Genomic DNA, 15,619 nt, shown 5'->3' on the forward strand with positions numbered 1-15,619 from the left:
CGCGTGCGGCGCGCTCCAGCGCATGGCCCGAGTGTTGAAACGTAGAAATCTCCCCCGGCAGTAGCGCGTTGACTTGGCCAAGTCCTTCGTAGTAGCGTCGCCGAACGATACATTGAAACGTTTCGATCCGGAGGCGCGCATGAAGGTCGCCGTGCTCGTCACCTGCATCAACGACTCGCTCTTCCCGGACACGGGCAAGGCGGTGTTCCGGCTGCTGCGCCGCCTCGGCGTGGACGCGGACTTCCCCGAGGCACAGACCTGCTGCGGCCAGCCGATGGTCAACACGGGCTACCTCGACGAGGCGGTGCCGGTAGTGCGCACCTTCGCGCGGGCGTTCGAGGGTTACGACTACATCGTCACCCCGTCCGGTTCCTGCGCGGGCTCGGCGCGCCACCAGCACGGCCTGGTCGCGCGGAGAGCCGGCGACCCCCGGCTGGCCGAGAGCGGGCCGAAGGTCCGCGAGCTGAGCGAGTTCCTCGTCGACGTCCTCGGCGTGACCGACGTGAACGCCTACTTCCCGCACCGCGTCACCTACCACCCGACCTGCCATGCGCTGCGCATGCTCGGCGTCGCCGACAAGCCGGTGCGGCTGCTGCGCAACGTCCGCGGGCTCGACCTGGTCGAGCTGCCCGCCGCCGAGGAGTGCTGCGGCTTCGGCGGCACCTTCGCGGTCAAGAACGCCGAGACGTCCACCGCCATGGGCGCGGACAAGGCCCGGCACGTCCTCGGCACCGGAGCCGAAGTGCTGGTCGCCGGCGACAACTCGTGCCTGCTGCACATCGGCGGGCTGCTGTCGCGGCAGCGGTCCGGCGTCCGCGTGCTGCACTTGGCCGACGTGCTGGCTTCGACCGAGGAGGACGCGTGAGCGCCACGTTCGTCGGCATGCCGGCCTTCCCGGCCGCGGCCCGGGAAGCGCTGGCCGACACGCAGCTGCGCCGCAACCTCGCCCACGCCACCGGCACCATCCGCGCCAAGCGCGCGGCCGTCGTCGGCGAGGTGGCCGAGTGGGAGGAACTGCGCCTCGCGGGCGCGGCGATCAAGGACAACACCCTGCGCCGCCTCGACGAGCACCTGCTGACGCTCGAAGCCGCGCTGCGGGCCGGGGGAGCGACCGTCCACTGGGCCCGCGACGCCCGGGAAGCCTGCGACATCGTCGCCCGCATCGCGAAGGACCACGACGTCGACGAGGTCGTCAAGGTCAAGTCGATGGCGACGCAGGAGATCGGCCTCAACGAGGCCCTGGCCGAGCACGGCGTCGCCGCCTGGGAAACCGACCTCGCCGAGCTCATCGTGCAGCTGGGCGACGACCTGCCCAGCCACATCCTGGTACCGGCGATCCACCGCAACCGCGCGGAGATCCGGGAGATCTTCCGCCGCGAGATGGCCGCGGCGGGCCGCCCGGCACCCGACGGGCTCACCGACGATCCGGCCGAGCTCGCCGGCGCGGCCCGGCTGCACCTGCGGGAGAAGTTCCTGCGGGCGAAGATGGCCGTGTCGGGCGCGAACTTCGCCGTCGCCGAGAGCGGCACCCTCGTCGTCGTCGAATCCGAAGGCAACGGCCGCATGTGCCTGACGCTGCCCGAGGTGCTCGTTTCGGTGGTGGGCATCGAAAAGATCGTGCCGACGTGGTCCGATCTGGACGTCTTCCTCCAGCTCCTGCCGCGCTCCAGCACGGGGGAGCGGATGAACCCGTACACCTCGACGTGGTCGGGCGTCACGCCCGGCGACGGGCCGCAGGAGCTGCACGTCGTGCTGCTCGACAACGGCCGCACCCGGGCGCTCGCCGACGAGGTCGGCCGCCAGGCGCTGCGCTGCATCCGCTGCTCGGCGTGCCTCAACGTCTGCCCGGTGTACGAGCGGACCGGCGGGCACGCCTACGGCTCGGTCTACCCCGGCCCGATCGGGGCGATCCTCAACCCGCTGCTCAAGGGCGTCGGCGTCGACGAGCAGACCGACTCCCTCCCGTACGCCTCCAGCCTGTGCGGCGCCTGCTTCGAGGCGTGCCCGGTGCGCATCGACATCCCCGAGGTCCTGGTGCACCTGCGGTCCCAGGTGGTCGACGCGCATCGCGGCGGCCCCCCGAAACCCGAGGCGGTGGCGATGAAAACGGCGTCGTGGGTGCTGTCCGACGCGCGGCGGCTGGGGCCGGCCGAACGCGGGCTCGGCGTCGCGAACCGCGTGCTGACCCGGTTCGGCCGCCGCGTGCTGCCGGGGGGCCGCCGTGGGGTGTCGCGGCTGCCGTGGCCCGGTTCGATGTGGACGAACGCCCGTGATCTCCCGGCCCCGCCGCGCGAGTCGTTCCGCGCCTGGTGGCGAAGGGAGAAGCGGTGAGCGCGCGCGAGGAGATCCTGGCCGCCGTCCGAGGCGCGCTGCGCGACGCGGACCGGGCCGAAGCGCCGGTCCCGCGCGGCTACCGGTCCGTCGCGGCCGCGGACGTCGTCGAGCTGTTCGCCGAGCGCGTGCTCGACTACCGCGCGGCCCTCACCCGCTGCACCGCGGCCGAGCTGCCCGGCACCGTCCGCGCCGCGCTCGGGCCGGCGCGGAAAGTCCTGGTGCCGGAAGGGTTCCCGGTCGACGTCGGCCGCACGGAAGGAGAGCTCACCGAGTTCGACGCCGTCGTCACCACGGCCGCGCTCGGCATCGCGGCCACCGGCACCATCGTGCTCGACCACGGTCCCGGCCAGGGGCGCCGCGCGCTGAGCCTGGTGCCGGACGTGCACGTGTGCGTCCTGCGCGAAAACCAGATCGTGCCGGGCGTGCCGCAGGCCGTGGCCGCCCTCGACCCGGCGCGCCCGCAGACGTGGATCAGCGGGCCGAGCGCCACCAGCGACATCGAGCTCACCCGGGTGGAGGGCGTGCACGGGCCGCGGACCCTGCACGTCATCGTCGTCGCGGAGTGAACCTCACCGGCGGCCCGCGCGTCTCCTGGTCATGATCACCGAACCGCGTTCCCGGGTCGCTGCCTCGCTCGTCGCCGTCGCCGTCACGCTGGTGGTGGTGGCCGCCCCGGCGAGCGCGGCCGACGACCTGGTGGTGACCCGGGTGAGTGCCGCGGACCGGGCCGCCGCACTGGCCCACTGGACGCCGGAGCGGATGCGGCAGTGGGTGGGCGACGACTCCTTGCCCCCGGCCGAGAAGATCGGCCGGGAATGGCCGGGGCCGGTGCCGGCGGGCGTCGGGCGGCTGTTCTTCACCGCCGAACCGGGTGTCGACGAGTCCTGCACCGCGACCGTGGTTCCCAGTGCCACCAAGGACGTCGCGCTCACCGCCGGGCACTGCGTCAACGGCGGCCTGGACCGGTTCGACAACCCGATCAAGATCGTCAACGTCGTGCTCGTGCCGGGTTACGACCACGGGCAGGCGCCGCACGGGGTGTTCCCGGTCCGGGCCTTCGCCTGGCCGAGCACCTATTCGGGGCCCACGAGCGGAACGGACGACGACGCCGTGCTCGCCCTGGACCCGGTCGACGGCCGGCACGTCGCCGACGTCGCGGGCACCCAGGACCTCTCGTTCGACCGGCCACCGTCCCCTGTGGACACCACCATGCTCGGCTACCCGGTCTCGCAGGCGGCGGGCGGCGAGGCATTGTTCTCCTGCGTCCGCCCCGCCACGCTGAAGGCCAACTCGGTCACCACGACGTGGAACACGGACTGCGACCTCGCCGGCGGCTCCAGCGGCGGCCCGTGGCTGCGCGACTTCGACCCCGCGACCGGCCGGGGCACGATCTTCAGCGTCACGAGCCGGGGAACGATGACCGAGGACGGCGTGACGACGGACCTCAGCGGCGCCGCGTTCACCGGTCCCGTGCGGGCGCTGTACGAACGCGCAGGGGAACTCTGAGCAGTTCCGCCGGGGGCGGGCCGGGGTGCACGATCCCGAGGTGGCGGGTGGCTCTGGTCATGGCGACGTAGAGGTCGTGGTGGCCGAGGGGCGGATCGAGGATCGCGGCCGGGTCGGCGATGAGGACCGAGTCGAACTCCAGGCCCTTGGCCTGGGCGGGGGAGAGGACCACCACCCGGCCGGTCAGGTCCGGGTGCGCGGTGAGCGACAGCGCGTCGCCCAGTGTCTGCGGAGTGATGATCGCGAGCCGGCCGGTGGTGTGCGCCGCGGCAAGCTCGGCGACGACACCGGGCAGCTCCGTGCGGGTGGTGCCGAGGCGCCAGGGCGGTTCGCCGGTCGAGCGGACCGACCGGGGCGGCGTCGTGCCGGGGTGGTGGGCGGCGAGCAGATCCGTGGTGGCGGCCATGATCTCGGCGGGCGTGCGGTAGTTGACGCTGAGCCGGACGAGGTGCCGGCGGTCGCGCACGTACGGCCGCAGCACGTCGTCCCACGAGGACGCGCCGGCCGGGCTGCCGGTCTGCGCCAGGTCCCCGACGATGGTCATCGACCTGCTGGGACACCGGCGCATCAGCATCCGCCAGTCCATTGCGGACAGTTCCTGGGCTTCGTCGACGACCACGTGCCCGAACACGGCGGTGTCCTGGCCGAGCAGAGCCGCGGCTTCGTCCAGCAGCGGGACGTCCGCGGCGCTCCAGCCGCCGGTCCGCTCGCCGAGGAGGTCCGCCACCACCCGCTCCGGGGTCAGCGGCGGCCACAGCGCGTCGAGGGCGGCCTGGACGGCCGGGTCGGCGAGCAGGGAGCGCCGCAGCCCGGCCCGGGCGGTCTCGTCCAGCATGGTTCGCGGTCCGTCGCTGTCGTCGACGATCACGCCCGCGGCGGCCAGCGCACGCAGGTCGGCCTCGCCGAGCCGGCCGTCCGGGCTGCCTCCGTCGATCGCCTCGCCGGTGTCGGTGAGCACGATCGCTTCCAGGTCGTCGGCGAGCCGCCGCGCGAGCACCTCGACGACCTGCCGCTGGAAGACCAGCCGGGCCTGGTGGTGCGGGAGCCGGGTCCGCCGGGCCTCGGCCGCGGCGCGGTCGCACGTGGCCGGGTCGAGCCGCAGCGTTTGTTGCTCGAACTCGATGTCGACGGGCTCGTCCGGGATCCGGACCTGGGCCCGCACCGCTTCCGCCAGCCGTCCGGCCAGGTCCGCCCGGCCCTTGTCCGCGGCGACCCCGGGCGGGTCCACCGTGCTGACCTCGGTGCCCGGCCGCAGGTCGGCGAGGGTGGCCGTGACGACGCTGTTTTCGCCGAGGCCGGGGAGAACCTGGCCGATGTAGTCGAGGAACACCCGGCTGGGGCCCACGACGAGGACACCCCGGGTGCGCAGGTGCGGCCGGGTGTAGAGCAGGTAGGCGACCCGGTGCAGGGCGACGGCGGTCTTGCCCGTGCCGGGACCGCCCTCCACCACGAGCACGCCGCCGGTCTCGTGCCGGATGATCCGGTCCTGTTCGGCGTGCAGGGTGGTGACGATGCCGGGCATCCGCCCGGTGCGCTCGGCGGTCACGGCCGCCAGGAGCGCCGCGTCCCCGACCAGGACGTCGTCGCCGGCGTCGGCGAGCAGTTCGTCGTCGAGTGCGACGACCGTGCGGCCCCGCGTGGTGATGCGCCGCCGTCGCCGCACATCGCCGGGCGCGGCCGCCGTCGCGGTGTAGAACGCCCGGGCCGCCGGGGCGCGCCAGTCCACCAGCAGCGGCTCGCCGTCGTCGTCGCGGAACAGCCCCAGCCGGCCGACGTAGACGCGCCGTCCGCCGTGCAGGTCCAGCCGGCCGAAGCACAGTCCCTGCTCCACGGAGTCCAGCCGGGCGACCTCCGCCTGCCAGACGGCCGCCGCCTCCCGGTCGTCGGTCACCGCTCGCGCGGCGGCGGTTTCGCGCAGGGCGTCCACCCGGGCGTAGAGGCCGGCGACGTAGTCACGTTCGAGTTCGAGCTCACGGTCTTCGCCGGTCACAGGCGTTCTCCCCCAGGTCGGTGCCGTCGAGGGTGCCCGGCGAATCCGGAGAAGAACAGTCTTGTTCTTTCCCGGCGGCAGGACGCCGTGCCCACGGCCTGTTCCAAAAAATGGGTTTCACCGAGTGGAGGTACTCTGCTGGCGGCTGCAATCCCGGTGCTGCAAAGACGGGCGATCGGGTGCCGGATACCGGGAGTTTCCGTCACTCGCGCCCGTACCAAGCTTCGGTCAAATCCCGCAGTGGCTTCAGCGCCGCCCACTGAGTGGCCCCAAGGTGGCCTTCGGTGCGTCAGACGCACCCAAGGTGGCCTTCGGTGCGTCAGACGCAACCAGGGCCGCTTTGGGGCGCTTGCCACCCACGGCGCTAAGCGGTGGTCAGGTCTTCGGGCGGCACCCACAGCGGCGCGGCGTCCGCACGCTCCGGATGCAGCCACCCCCGCTGCTCGGCCGTCTCGCGCGCGATCCGCAGGTAGGCCCGGACGGTTTCCGGCTGCTCGCCCTCCCGCCAGGCCAGCGACCACGGGTAGACCGGCTGCAGCTCCCGGGGCCGGTGGACCGGGACGCCGCGGTCGGCGTAGCGGCGGGCGTAACTGTCGAATTCGAGCAGGTACGCGCTGTCCCGCGCGCGGCTGACGATGGCGTGGCAGGTGTCGAACGTGCCCGGGTTGCCGAGCCAGCGCAGGGCGACGCCGGTGTGCTGTTCCCACGAGCTCAGGTACCGGCCGTGGACGTTGTACAACGCCGTGCCGGGGCCGTCCGCGAAGACCTCGACGGGCCGCTCGTGCACCGACACCGCCGGCCGGCTCGGGTCGCCGGGGCGGCCGACCAGCCAGAACGGCTCGAGCCGGAGCAGGGCGTGGTGCCAGCCGGCCGGGTGGGCGGCCTTGAGGGTCGTGGTGACGCGCAGGACCGCGACGTCGAGGTGGTCCTCGAGCAGGGCGGTGAGCTGGCGGGCGCTGTCCATCTGGCTCTGGACGAGCCGGATGCCGGCGTGGGCGGCGTGGAACGCGTCGGCGACGACCCGGCTGGTGTCCAGTTCGAAGATGTGGGCGATCCGCAGGTGGTCCGGCGCGGGTTCGCGCAGCATCTGGTCGGCGGTGGCCAGCAGCTGCCGCGCGTGGTGCAGGAACCGCTCGCCGCGCGGGGTCAGCGCGACGTGCCGGCTGTCGCGCACCAGCAGGGGCGCGCCGACGTCGGCTTCGAGCCGGCGGATCTGCTTGGACAGCGCCGGCTGGCTGATGAAGAGCTTCGTGGCGGCCCGGCCGAAGTGCAGCTCGTCGGCGACGGTGACGAAGTACCGCACCAGCCTGAGGTCGAGGTCCATGCGGGCCTTCCGGCGCGAAGGGGGTGACGTGGAGCGCCAACGATGCCATCCCGGCTATCGATGCGCACCCAACGGGTCTTGGACGCCGGTGCCGCGGTTCGTGTTGGCTTCGGGAAAGCACCGCGCTGACTGGAGGATCCGATGGCCGATCCGGGCACCCCCGTTGTGTTCGTCCACGGTCTGTGGCTGCACGCCACCTCGTGGAACCCGTGGATCGACCACTTCCGGGCGGCCGGCTACGCGCCGATCGCCCCGGGCTGGCCGCACGAGCCCGAAACCGTCGAACGGGCCCGCGAAAACCCCGAAGCCGTCGCGGACATCGGGATCGACGACGCGACCGATCACTTCGCCTCGGTCATCGCGGGCCTCGAGCAGCCTCCGGTGATCGTCGGCCACTCCTTCGGCGGCCTGATCACGGAGAAGCTGCTGGGCCAGGGCATCGGCCGGGCCGGCGTCGCCATCGACCCAGCCCAGATCAAGGGCGTCCTGCCCCTGCCGCTGGCGCAGCTGCGGGCCGGGCTGCCGGCGCTGGGCAACCCGGCCAACCTGCATCGGGCCGTTTCGCTGACCGAGAAGGAGTTCCGGTTCGGCTTCGGCAACGCCTTGACCGACGAGGAGTCGTCGGAGCTGTACCGGCGCTGGACGATCCCGTCCCCGGCCCGGCCGCTGTTCCAGGCCGCGGCCGCCAACTTCGTGATGCACTCCGAGGCGCGGGTCGACACCCACCGCGCGGACCGCGGACCGCTCCTGCTGATCTCCGGCACCGCCGACCACACCGTCCCGGACGTGGTCACCCGCTCGACGTTCAAGCAGTACCGGGATTCGGCCGCCGTCACCGAGCTGAAGCAGTTCGAAGGCCGGGGCCATTCGCTCACCGTCGACAGCGGCTGGCGCGACGTCGCCGACGCCGTGCTCGGCTGGCTGCGCGAGAAGGGACTCTAGACGTGGACCTCGGACTGGACGGCGCGGTCGCCGTCGTCACCGGAGCCGGGCGGGGGATCGGGCTGGCCGTCGCGCAGACCCTCGTCGCGGAAGGCGTCCACGTCGTGGCCGGCGCCCGCGACCCCGGGCCGGACCTCGAGGTCCTCGTCCGGGCCGGGAAGGCGCACACCCTGGCCGTGGACCTCGGCACGGCCGACGGGCCGGGGCGGCTCGCCGAGCTGGCGCTGACCGAGTTCGGGCGGATCGACATCCTGGTCAACAACGTCGGCGCCGTCACGCCGCGGACGAACGGCTTCCTGCTCGTCACCGACGAGGAGTGGACCCGGTCGCTGACCTTGAACCTCGTCAGCGCGGTCCGCGCCACGCGCGCCGTGCTGCCGGCGATGGTGACCGCCGGGCGCGGCAGCATCGTCACGATCGCCTCGGTCAACGCGAGCCTGCCCGATCCCGGCGTCATCGACTACAGTGCGGCGAAAGCCGCTCTGGTCAACTTCACGAAGTCGGTGTCGAAGGAGTTCGGCCCGCACGGCATCCGCGCCAACGCCATCAACCCGGGCCCGGTCGCGACGCGGTTGTGGCTCGGCAGCGGCGGCGTCGCCGAAACCATCGCCGCCACCACCGGCGCGAATCCCGAGTCGGTCGCCGAAGAAGCCGCCGCCCACGCGGTCACCGGGCGCTTCACCCAGCCCGCCGAGGTCGCGAACCTCGCGGCCTTCCTCGCCAGCGACCGGGTGGCCGGCAACATCACCGGCGCCGCCTTCGCCATCGACGGCGGCTACTCCACCGAGACGCACTGACCCACCGAAAAACACTGATCCATCGAAAGCGCTGGGGACCGGGCCGTGCGACCCTGACGGCATGACGGATCGGCCCGGACCGCGACGGGAACTGGAGCGGACCCGGGACGGCGGCGGCCCGGGCGCGGGGCACGCCCGCGTCGCGTTGACCGCCGATACGCCGGCGGACCGGCTTCGCGCGGCCATCCTCGCGTTGGCCACCGCGCGTGGCGCGGACAGCAGCACCTGCCCGTCGGACGCGGCGAGGGCGGTGGCCGCCGACTGGCGTCCGCTGCTGCCGGAAGCCCGGGAACTGGCCCGGGAGCTCGCCCGCGCCGGCCGGGTGCAGCTGACCCAGCGAGACCGGCCGCTCGACCCGGACGGCGAGTGGCGGGGGCCGATCAGGATCCGGCTGCCCCGCGGTGAGTGACGGCCCGGTCAATGGTCTTCGTCTTGACCTGGGGACCGCGTCCTGGCTACGTTCCGGTATTGCCGTCCGCAGAACGGAAACCCCGTCATGACCGCGATCCACCACGTGGCGGTCGTCGTCGACGACCTCGAGAAGGCCATCGGGTTCTACACGGGCGCGCTGGGCTTCCGGCTCTCCGACGCCCGCCCCGGGAACCTCGGGCCCGGGGCCTGGCTCGACGTCGGCGACCAGCAGCTGCACCTGATCGCCGGGGCGCCGGGACCTTCGCGTGGGCAGCATTTCGCGGTGCTCGTCGACGATCTCGACGCGGAGGTCCGGCGGCTGCGCACCGCCGGGTTCGCGGTCAGCGACCCCGCGCCGGTCGGCTCCGCGCGCCAAGCCTTCCTCGCCGATCCCTCGGGCAACGCCATCGAGCTCCACGAGAAATAGCCGCACGGCAGCCCACGGCCCGCGTGGTGCCGATCGTCAAGCCGCGCGGTGCCGGCTGGCCGGCCTGCGTGGGAACCGCCGAACCGGCGCGAGCGGCGCCGGCGCGTCGTGTTCCGGAAGCCGCACATCGTCCTCCGTCCCGAGTGCATCGGCGTTCACCGGCGCCGGTGCCGGCCGCCGCCGGTGTTGCCGGTGGACCACGACCATCAACACCACCCCGACCACCAGCAAGCCGTGGGTCAGCAGGCGCCCGGCGCCGACCTGGCCGCCGGACACGTCGACCACCGATACGACTCCGAGTACCAAGGCGAAGCCGGCGACCAGCGGCAACTGCGCTCCGGCGGTCCGGGGCCGCAATGCCGCCCACAGCAGGCCGATGCCGAGCGCGAGGTTCCACGCCGCGCTCTCGTTGCTCAGGTGGAGCGTGCCGGTGTGCGCGGCGTGCGCGTCCGCGGGCACCAGGAACTCGGCGAACCCGAGGCCGGACTGGACGAGCCCGACGAGCCCGAGCGCAACCCGCGCCGCCCACTTCTCGCGGGACGGCAGCGGGGCCCGCTCGAGGATCGCCGCCGTGAGGTCGGGCACCGCGGGCGCCTGGCGCACCATCGAGCGGCGCAGCCGCTGGGCCTGCTCCCGCCAGGCCTGGCACGCGCCACAGCCCCGCAGGTGGCGTTCCACTTCGGCTTCGGGCAACGGGCCGGTCTCGCCGTCCATCGCGGCCGAGAGCGATTCCCGGAAGAGTGCGCAGTCCACGTCTCCATAGTCGTCCACGGTCCCCGCCCGGTTCCCGCGGATCAGCCGACGACGCTGCGCCGGCGCGGCGCGTCGGCCATCGCGGCGAGGAGGTCGTCGCGCGCCCGGGCGACCCGCGACCGGATCGTGCCGACCGGACACCCGCACACCTCGGCGGCGTCCGCGTACGACAGCCCGAGGGCCTGGGTGAGCACGAACGCGGCCCGCCGCTCCGGATCCAGCGCACCGACCAGCTGGTCCAGCACGACCTGCTCCTCCAGGAGCGACCGCGTCACCGGCTCGTCGCGCTCGGAGAGGGTCTGCCAGTCGGTCGCGGACACCGACCGCGGCCGGCAGCGCGCGGCGCGGATCTGGTCGGCGACCGCGCGGCGGGCGATCGAGAGCAGCCACGTGCGGGCCGACGACTCGCCCTTGAAGCGGCTCAACGACCCCAGCGCCCGCAGGTAGGTCTCCTGGACCAGGTCGTCCGCGGTCTGCACGTCACCCAGGCTCGCCACGAACCGCCAGACGTGCGGCTGCGTGGCACGCACGAAGTGGTCCAGGGCGACCCGGTCGCCGCGGCCGGCGAGCCGGGCCCAGCGCGTGATCTCGTCGTCATCCGCACGAAGTGGCCTCACACCCGCTGATACGGCTCCGGAGGCGAAACGGTTGAAGATGATCTTGCCGGATATTCGCGGGAACCAACCGGGCCCGCCGGCCGACCTTGTCACGGCAAGGCCACTGCCCGATCTCGGGAAGGCCACGGCCGGAAGGCGGCACGATGACTCAAAGTACGTACGCGGTGACAGGGATGACCTGCGGGCACTGCGCGGCGTCGGTCCGCGAAGAGCTCGGCGAGCTGCCCGGCGTCCGGGACGTCGACGTCGACGTGCCGACCGGCCGCGTCGTCGTCACCAGTGAGTCGGCCCTGGCTCTCGAGCACGTCGAGAGCGCCGTCCGGGTCGCGGGCTACCAGCTCGTCCGATGACCAGCGGGTACCTGCGCGACCCGGTCACCGAGCCGCTCGCCGCGTTGCGGCCTCCGCGCGACGTGGAACTGGTGGTCGGCGGCATGACGTGCGGCTCGTGCGCCGCGCGGATCGAACGCAAGCTCAACCGCGTCGACGGCGTCCGCGCCACCGTCAACTACGCCACCGGGAAGGCCGCCGTGTCGGTTCCGGCGTCGCTCACGGTCGAGGACGTCGTCCGGACGATCGAAGCCGCCGGCTACACCGCCCAGCTGCCCGCACCGCCGGAGCAGGAGCCGGTTCCGGCGGCCGACCCGCTGCGGCAGCGGCTGCTCGTGTCCGCCGTTCTCGCGGTGCCGGTCATCGTGCTCGCGATGGTGCCCGTGCTGCAGTTCCCGGCTTGGCAGTGGGTTTCGCTGGTGCTCGCCACGCCGGTCGTGGCCTGGGGCGCGTGGCCGCTGCACCGGGCGGCGTGGGCGAACCTGAAGCACCGGACGGCCACCATGGACACCCTCGTCTCGATCGGGGTCGCCGCGGCCTACCTCTGGTCGCTGTACGCGCTGCTGCTCGGCGGGGCGGGCGAAATCGGGATGCGGCACGAGTTCGACTTCTCCCTCGCCGCCGACCACGACGTCGACGGCATCTACTTGGAGGTCGCCACCGGCGTCACGCTGTTCATCCTGGCGGGCCGGTTCTTCGAAGCCCGGTCGCGCCGGCGCGCCGGCGCCGCCTTGCGGGCGCTGCTCGACCTCGGCGCGAAGTCCGTCTCCGTGCTGCGCGACGGCCGCGAAGAACGCATCCCGATCGGGGAACTGCGCACCGGCGACCGGTTCGTGGTGCGGCCCGGCGAGAAGATCGCCACCGACGGCGTGATCGAGGACGGCACGTCGGCCGTCGACCTGAGCCTGGTCACCGGGGAAGCGGTGCCCGTCGAAGTGGCGGCCGGCGCCGAGGTCGTCGGCGCGACGGTGAACATGAGCGGGCGGCTGGTCGTGTGCGCCACCCGCGTCGGCGCCGACACCCGGCTGGCGCGGATCGCCGTCATGGTGGAGCGGGCCCAGAGCGGCAAGGCGGACGTGCAGCGGCTCGCCGACCGCGTTTCGGCCGTGTTCGTGCCGGTGGTGATGGCGCTTTCGCTGGCCACGCTGGTGTTCTGGCTCGTCTCCGGCGCGGAGACGGCGGCCGCGTTCACCGCCGCGGTCGCCGTGCTGATCATCGCGTGCCCGTGTGCCCTGGGCCTGGCGACGCCGACCGCGCTGCTCGTGGGCACCGGCCGCGGCGCCCAGCTCGGCGTGCTGGTGAAAGGCCCGGAGATGCTCGAGTCGACGCGGCGGGTCGACACCGTCGTGCTCGACAAGACCGGCACGGTGACCACGGGCAAGATGAGCCTGGCCGCGGTCCGGACGGACGACGGCACACCCCGCGACCTCGCGCTGCAGCTGGCCGGGGCGCTGGAAAACGCGTCCGAGCACCCGATCGCGGTCGCCGTCACCGCCGCGGCCGTCAAGCGGTTCGGCTGGGTGGGCCCGGTGCGGGAGTTCCGCACGGTCGCCGGGTTCGGCGTGCTCGGCCGGGTCGAGGGCCACCGGGTCGTCATCGGCCGGCCGGAGTTGCTGCAGCGGTTGAACGTCCGGCTGCCGCAGTCGTTGCTGCGCGCCAAGGAGCGGGCCGAACAGGAGGGGAACACCGCGGTGATCCTCGCCTGGGACGGGCTGGCGCACGCGGTGCTGGTGGTCTCGGACAGCGTCAAGCCGACGTCGGCGCCCGCGGTGTTCCAGCTGCGCCGGCTCGGCCTGAACCCGGTGCTGCTGACCGGCGACAACGAGACGGTCGCCCGCGCGATCGGCCGCGAAGCCGGGATCACCGACGTGATCGCCGGGGTGTCCCCGGAGCGGAAAGTCGAAGTGATCCAAGGGATGCAGGCCGAAGGCCGGGTGGTCGCGATGATCGGCGACGGCGTCAACGACGCGGCGGCGCTGGCGACGGCGGACCTGGGCCTGGCGATCGGCACGGGCACGGACGCGGCGATCGAGGCGAGCGACCTGACGCTCGTCCGCGGCGACCTCCTGGCGGCGGTGGACGCGATCCGCCTGAGCCGCCGCACGCTGGCGACGATCAAGGCGAACCTGTTCTGGGCGCTGGCGTACAACGTCGCGGCGTTGCCGCTGGCCGCGGCGGGCCTGCTGAACCCGATGATCGCGGGCGCGGCGATGGCGATGTCAAGCTGTCTCGTGGTGTCGAACAGCCTGCGGCTGACGCGGTTCCGGGGTAGTGCGGCGGGACAGCAAGGGGTTCCTGCCTGATCCGGCGTGGCATCGCGGGCGGCCGGTCCCAGCGCGCGGACTCCCGTTGACACTCCCCAGCCCTCCCGGTGTACTCGGGATCATGAACGGCGGCCAGGCGACCGCGAAGGACGTCGCCGCTCGCCGTCGACGCCGTCGAGCGTGACCGGCGCAATGCCACGCCGGACCAGGAGGTCCAGCTGCTCAAGGATGCCGGCCTGGTGACCCTGCTCGGCCCGGCCGAGCACGGCGGGGGGCGGGCAGACCTGGGAGACCGCCTACCGGGTGACCCGGGAGATCGCCCGCGCCGACGGCTCGATCGGGCAGCTGCTCGGCTCCCACTACCTCTGGGCCTGGGCGGCCCGGCTCGTCGCCACCGACGAGCAGGTCGCCGCCGTCGAAGAGCTCTACACCACCAACAACTTCTTCTTCGGCGGTGCGGTCAACCCGCGCGACTCCGACCTGACCATCACCGAAGACGGCGCCGCGCGGCAGCTGCGCTGAGGATGCTTACCTCCGAGGGAATTGTTTCCCCGGCGCGGCCGGGCCAAGCTTCCGGCATGACCAGTTATCCGATGCACACCGTGGACACCGCGCCGGACGCGGCGAAGGCGCCGCTCACCGTCCTGCGGGAGACGTTCGGGTTCGTGCCCGGCGCCGCGGCCGTCATGGCCACCTCGCCGGTCCTGCTCAACTCGTTCTTCTCCGCCTTCGGCCACTTCCGCGGTGACGGCACGTTCACCCCGGCCGAGCGGCAGGTGCTGCTCCTCTCCAACGCCGTCGCGAACGCGAGCGAATGGGCGGTCGCGTTCCACACCCTGGAGGCGCTGGCCGACGGCGTCCCTCCCGAAGCCGTCGAGGCGCTACGCCGGGGAGAGCGGCCCGGCGATCCGCGGCTGGCGGCGCTGGCCACCCTGACCACCGCATACCTCGAAAAGCGCGGTCACCTCGACGAATCCGACGTCGAAGCCTTCACCTCGGCCGGGTTCGGCGAGGACCACCTCTTCGAGGTGATCACCGGAGTGGCCATCTCGGCGATGACGAACTACGCCGCGAACGTCGCGCGGCCACCGCTCGAGCCGGTGGTCGAGCCGCACGCGTGGACCGCCGTTGCCTGACGTCGGCCCGCTGCTGAAGCACTGGCGGGCCGCCCGGCGGCTCAGCCAGGTGGCGCTGGCCGCCGAGGCGGCCGTCTCCCTGCGGCACCTGAGCTTCCTCGAGACCGGGCGCGCGAAACCCAGCCGGGCCATGGTGCTCAAGCTCGCCGACGTGCTCGACGTGCCCCTGCGGGACCGCAACACCCTGTTGCTGAGCGCCGGGTTCTCGCCGGAGTACGCGGAGTCCGCTTTGGACGCTCCGGCTCTGGCGGCCGTGCGGGACGCGCTCGAAGCCATCCTCGGGCAGCAGGAACCGTACCCGGCGCTGGTCATGGACCGCAGCTGGGACATCCGGCACACCAACGGCGCCGCCCGCCGGTTCTCCGCGTTCCTCCACAGTGGACGCGACGGGGAAGCGCCCGGCCCGCCGAACGTGCTCCGGCGGATGTTCCACCCGGACGGCGTGCGGCCGCACGTGACGAACTGGCCGGAGGTCGCCGGGGCCCTGGTCGCGCGCGTGCGCCGGGAGGCGCTCGGCGGCGTGACCGACGAGCGCGCCCGGCGGATCCTGGACGAGGTGCTGCACTACCCCGGGGTGCCGGCGACCCTGCGCGCCCTGGACGCGACCGGCCCGCTGCTGCCGATCGTCCCGATCCGCTACGCCCGCGACGGCCTGCGGTTCGGCTTCTTTTCGACGGTGACGACGCTGGGCACACCCCAGGACGTCACGCTCCAGGAACTGCGGATCGAGTGCTTCCACCCGATGGACGACGAAACCCGGGAGAACGTCCGGAGCCGGCTGGGCTGAGC

16 protein-coding genes and 1 pseudogene are annotated in these 15,619 nt (G+C 73.2%); 13 read left to right on the top strand and 4 right to left on the bottom strand.

Annotated features, from left to right (window positions below):
* The first annotated feature begins 139 nt into the window (after positions 1 to 139).
* From ACZ4TR_RS28450 to ACZ4TR_RS28465, 4 genes are read left to right on the top strand one after another with little or no spacing between them, the layout of a single operon-like run.
* Positions 140 to 865 (top strand): (Fe-S)-binding protein, encoded by a 726-nt coding sequence (locus tag ACZ4TR_RS28450; protein ID WP_465289989.1) that lies wholly within the window; start codon positions 140 to 142, stop codon positions 863 to 865.
* A gap of 17 nt (positions 866 to 882) precedes the next feature.
* Positions 883 to 2,331 carry a lactate utilization protein B gene (locus ACZ4TR_RS28455; RefSeq protein ID WP_465290703.1) on the top strand — a complete coding sequence of 483 codons (1,449 nt, stop codon included), beginning with the start codon at positions 883 to 885 and terminating at the stop codon, positions 2,329 to 2,331.
* Positions 2,328 to 2,900: a LutC/YkgG family protein gene (locus ACZ4TR_RS28460; RefSeq protein ID WP_465289991.1), complete on the top strand. Its 573-nt coding sequence runs from the start codon at positions 2,328 to 2,330 to the stop codon at positions 2,898 to 2,900. Before ACZ4TR_RS28455 ends, ACZ4TR_RS28460 begins: the two co-directional genes overlap by 4 nt.
* 31 nt (positions 2,901 to 2,931) lie before the next feature.
* On the top strand, positions 2,932 to 3,840 hold the full coding sequence (locus ACZ4TR_RS28465; protein WP_465289993.1) for a trypsin-like serine peptidase: 909 nt from the start codon (positions 2,932 to 2,934) through the stop codon (positions 3,838 to 3,840).
* Here ACZ4TR_RS28465 and ACZ4TR_RS28470 read toward each other — a convergent pair.
* Positions 3,794 to 5,830 carry a HelD family protein gene (locus ACZ4TR_RS28470; protein WP_465289995.1) on the bottom strand — a complete coding sequence of 679 codons (2,037 nt, stop codon included), beginning with the start codon at positions 5,828 to 5,830 and terminating at the stop codon, positions 3,794 to 3,796. The genes ACZ4TR_RS28465 and ACZ4TR_RS28470 overlap by 47 nt on opposite strands.
* A gap of 364 nt (positions 5,831 to 6,194) precedes the next feature.
* Positions 6,195 to 7,154, bottom strand: coding sequence for a LysR family transcriptional regulator (locus ACZ4TR_RS28475; RefSeq protein ID WP_465289997.1), 960 nt, complete (start codon positions 7,152 to 7,154; stop codon positions 6,195 to 6,197).
* 141 nt (positions 7,155 to 7,295) lie between these two features.
* On the opposite strand from ACZ4TR_RS28475, the gene ACZ4TR_RS28480 reads away from it, so the two are divergent.
* The 4 genes from ACZ4TR_RS28480 to ACZ4TR_RS28495 all read left to right on the top strand — a co-directional run bounded on the left by ACZ4TR_RS28480 (position 7,296) and on the right by ACZ4TR_RS28495 (position 9,731).
* Entirely contained in the window at positions 7,296 to 8,096 is an 801-nt protein-coding gene (locus ACZ4TR_RS28480) for an alpha/beta hydrolase (RefSeq protein ID WP_465289999.1), read from the top strand.
* A gap of 2 nt (positions 8,097 to 8,098) precedes the next feature.
* Complete coding sequence (locus tag ACZ4TR_RS28485; protein ID WP_465290000.1) at positions 8,099 to 8,893, top strand: SDR family NAD(P)-dependent oxidoreductase; 795 nt, start codon at positions 8,099 to 8,101, stop codon at positions 8,891 to 8,893.
* Positions 8,894 to 8,954: 61 nt separating this feature from the next.
* Entirely contained in the window at positions 8,955 to 9,302 is a 348-nt protein-coding gene (locus ACZ4TR_RS28490) for a DUF3253 domain-containing protein (RefSeq protein WP_465290001.1), read from the top strand.
* Positions 9,303 to 9,389: 87 nt separating this feature from the next.
* Positions 9,390 to 9,731: a VOC family protein gene (locus tag ACZ4TR_RS28495; RefSeq protein WP_465290002.1), complete on the top strand. Its 342-nt coding sequence runs from the start codon at positions 9,390 to 9,392 to the stop codon at positions 9,729 to 9,731.
* Between the two features lie 36 nt (positions 9,732 to 9,767).
* Here ACZ4TR_RS28495 and ACZ4TR_RS28500 read toward each other — a convergent pair whose 3' ends face one another.
* The gene (locus tag ACZ4TR_RS28500; protein WP_465290004.1) at positions 9,768 to 10,484 is read right to left on the bottom strand and encodes a zf-HC2 domain-containing protein; all 717 of its coding nucleotides are present in this window, start codon (positions 10,482 to 10,484) and stop codon (positions 9,768 to 9,770) included.
* 41 nt (positions 10,485 to 10,525) lie between these two features.
* The gene (locus ACZ4TR_RS28505; RefSeq protein WP_465290005.1) at positions 10,526 to 11,101 is read right to left on the bottom strand and encodes a sigma-70 family RNA polymerase sigma factor; all 576 of its coding nucleotides are present in this window, start codon (positions 11,099 to 11,101) and stop codon (positions 10,526 to 10,528) included.
* Positions 11,102 to 11,244: 143 nt separating this feature from the next.
* Here ACZ4TR_RS28505 and ACZ4TR_RS28510 point away from each other — a divergent pair, with 143 nt between their 5' ends.
* The 5 genes and pseudogenes from ACZ4TR_RS28510 (at position 11,245) to ACZ4TR_RS28530 (ending at position 15,617) form a co-directional block, all read left to right on the top strand.
* Positions 11,245 to 11,451: a heavy-metal-associated domain-containing protein gene (locus ACZ4TR_RS28510; RefSeq protein ID WP_284741503.1), complete on the top strand. Its 207-nt coding sequence runs from the start codon at positions 11,245 to 11,247 to the stop codon at positions 11,449 to 11,451.
* Between the two features lie 83 nt (positions 11,452 to 11,534).
* Positions 11,535 to 13,733 (top strand): heavy metal translocating P-type ATPase, encoded by a 2,199-nt coding sequence (locus tag ACZ4TR_RS28515; RefSeq protein WP_465290705.1) that lies wholly within the window; start codon positions 11,535 to 11,537, stop codon positions 13,731 to 13,733.
* A 119-nt stretch (positions 13,734 to 13,852) separates the two neighbouring features.
* A pseudogene (locus ACZ4TR_RS28520) lies at positions 13,853 to 14,195 on the top strand (acyl-CoA dehydrogenase family protein); the annotation flags it as partial.
* Between the two features lie 77 nt (positions 14,196 to 14,272).
* On the top strand, positions 14,273 to 14,830 hold the full coding sequence (locus ACZ4TR_RS28525; RefSeq protein ID WP_465290007.1) for a carboxymuconolactone decarboxylase family protein: 558 nt from the start codon (positions 14,273 to 14,275) through the stop codon (positions 14,828 to 14,830).
* On the top strand, positions 14,823 to 15,617 hold the full coding sequence (locus ACZ4TR_RS28530) for a helix-turn-helix domain-containing protein (protein ID WP_465290009.1): 795 nt from the start codon (positions 14,823 to 14,825) through the stop codon (positions 15,615 to 15,617). The genes ACZ4TR_RS28525 and ACZ4TR_RS28530 overlap by 8 nt, the downstream gene beginning before the upstream one ends.
* Positions 15,618 to 15,619: the final 2 nt, after the last annotated feature.

The sequence above is a fragment of the Amycolatopsis sp. NPDC028719 genome, from assembly GCF_055565395.1.

Bases quoted from the DNA above. Each gene is read 5' to 3' on its own strand.
- ACZ4TR_RS28450 (WP_465289989.1), top strand. From the start codon at position 140: ATGAAGGTCGCCGTGCTCGTCACCTGCATCAACGACTCGCTCTTCCCG.
- ACZ4TR_RS28455 (WP_465290703.1), top strand. From the start codon at position 883: ATGCCGGCCTTCCCGGCCGCGGCCCGGGAAGCGCTGGCCGACACGCAG.
- ACZ4TR_RS28465 (WP_465289993.1), top strand. From the start codon at position 2,932: ATGATCACCGAACCGCGTTCCCGGGTCGCTGCCTCGCTCGTCGCCGTC.
- ACZ4TR_RS28475 (WP_465289997.1), bottom strand. From the start codon at position 7,154: ATGGACCTCGACCTCAGGCTGGTGCGGTACTTCGTCACCGTCGCCGAC.
- ACZ4TR_RS28480 (WP_465289999.1), top strand. From the start codon at position 7,296: ATGGCCGATCCGGGCACCCCCGTTGTGTTCGTCCACGGTCTGTGGCTG.
- ACZ4TR_RS28490 (WP_465290001.1), top strand. From the start codon at position 8,955: ATGACGGATCGGCCCGGACCGCGACGGGAACTGGAGCGGACCCGGGAC.
- ACZ4TR_RS28495 (WP_465290002.1), top strand. From the start codon at position 9,390: ATGACCGCGATCCACCACGTGGCGGTCGTCGTCGACGACCTCGAGAAG.
- ACZ4TR_RS28510 (WP_284741503.1), top strand. From the start codon at position 11,245: ATGACTCAAAGTACGTACGCGGTGACAGGGATGACCTGCGGGCACTGC.
- ACZ4TR_RS28515 (WP_465290705.1), top strand. From the start codon at position 11,535: ATGACGTGCGGCTCGTGCGCCGCGCGGATCGAACGCAAGCTCAACCGC.
- ACZ4TR_RS28525 (WP_465290007.1), top strand. From the start codon at position 14,273: ATGACCAGTTATCCGATGCACACCGTGGACACCGCGCCGGACGCGGCG.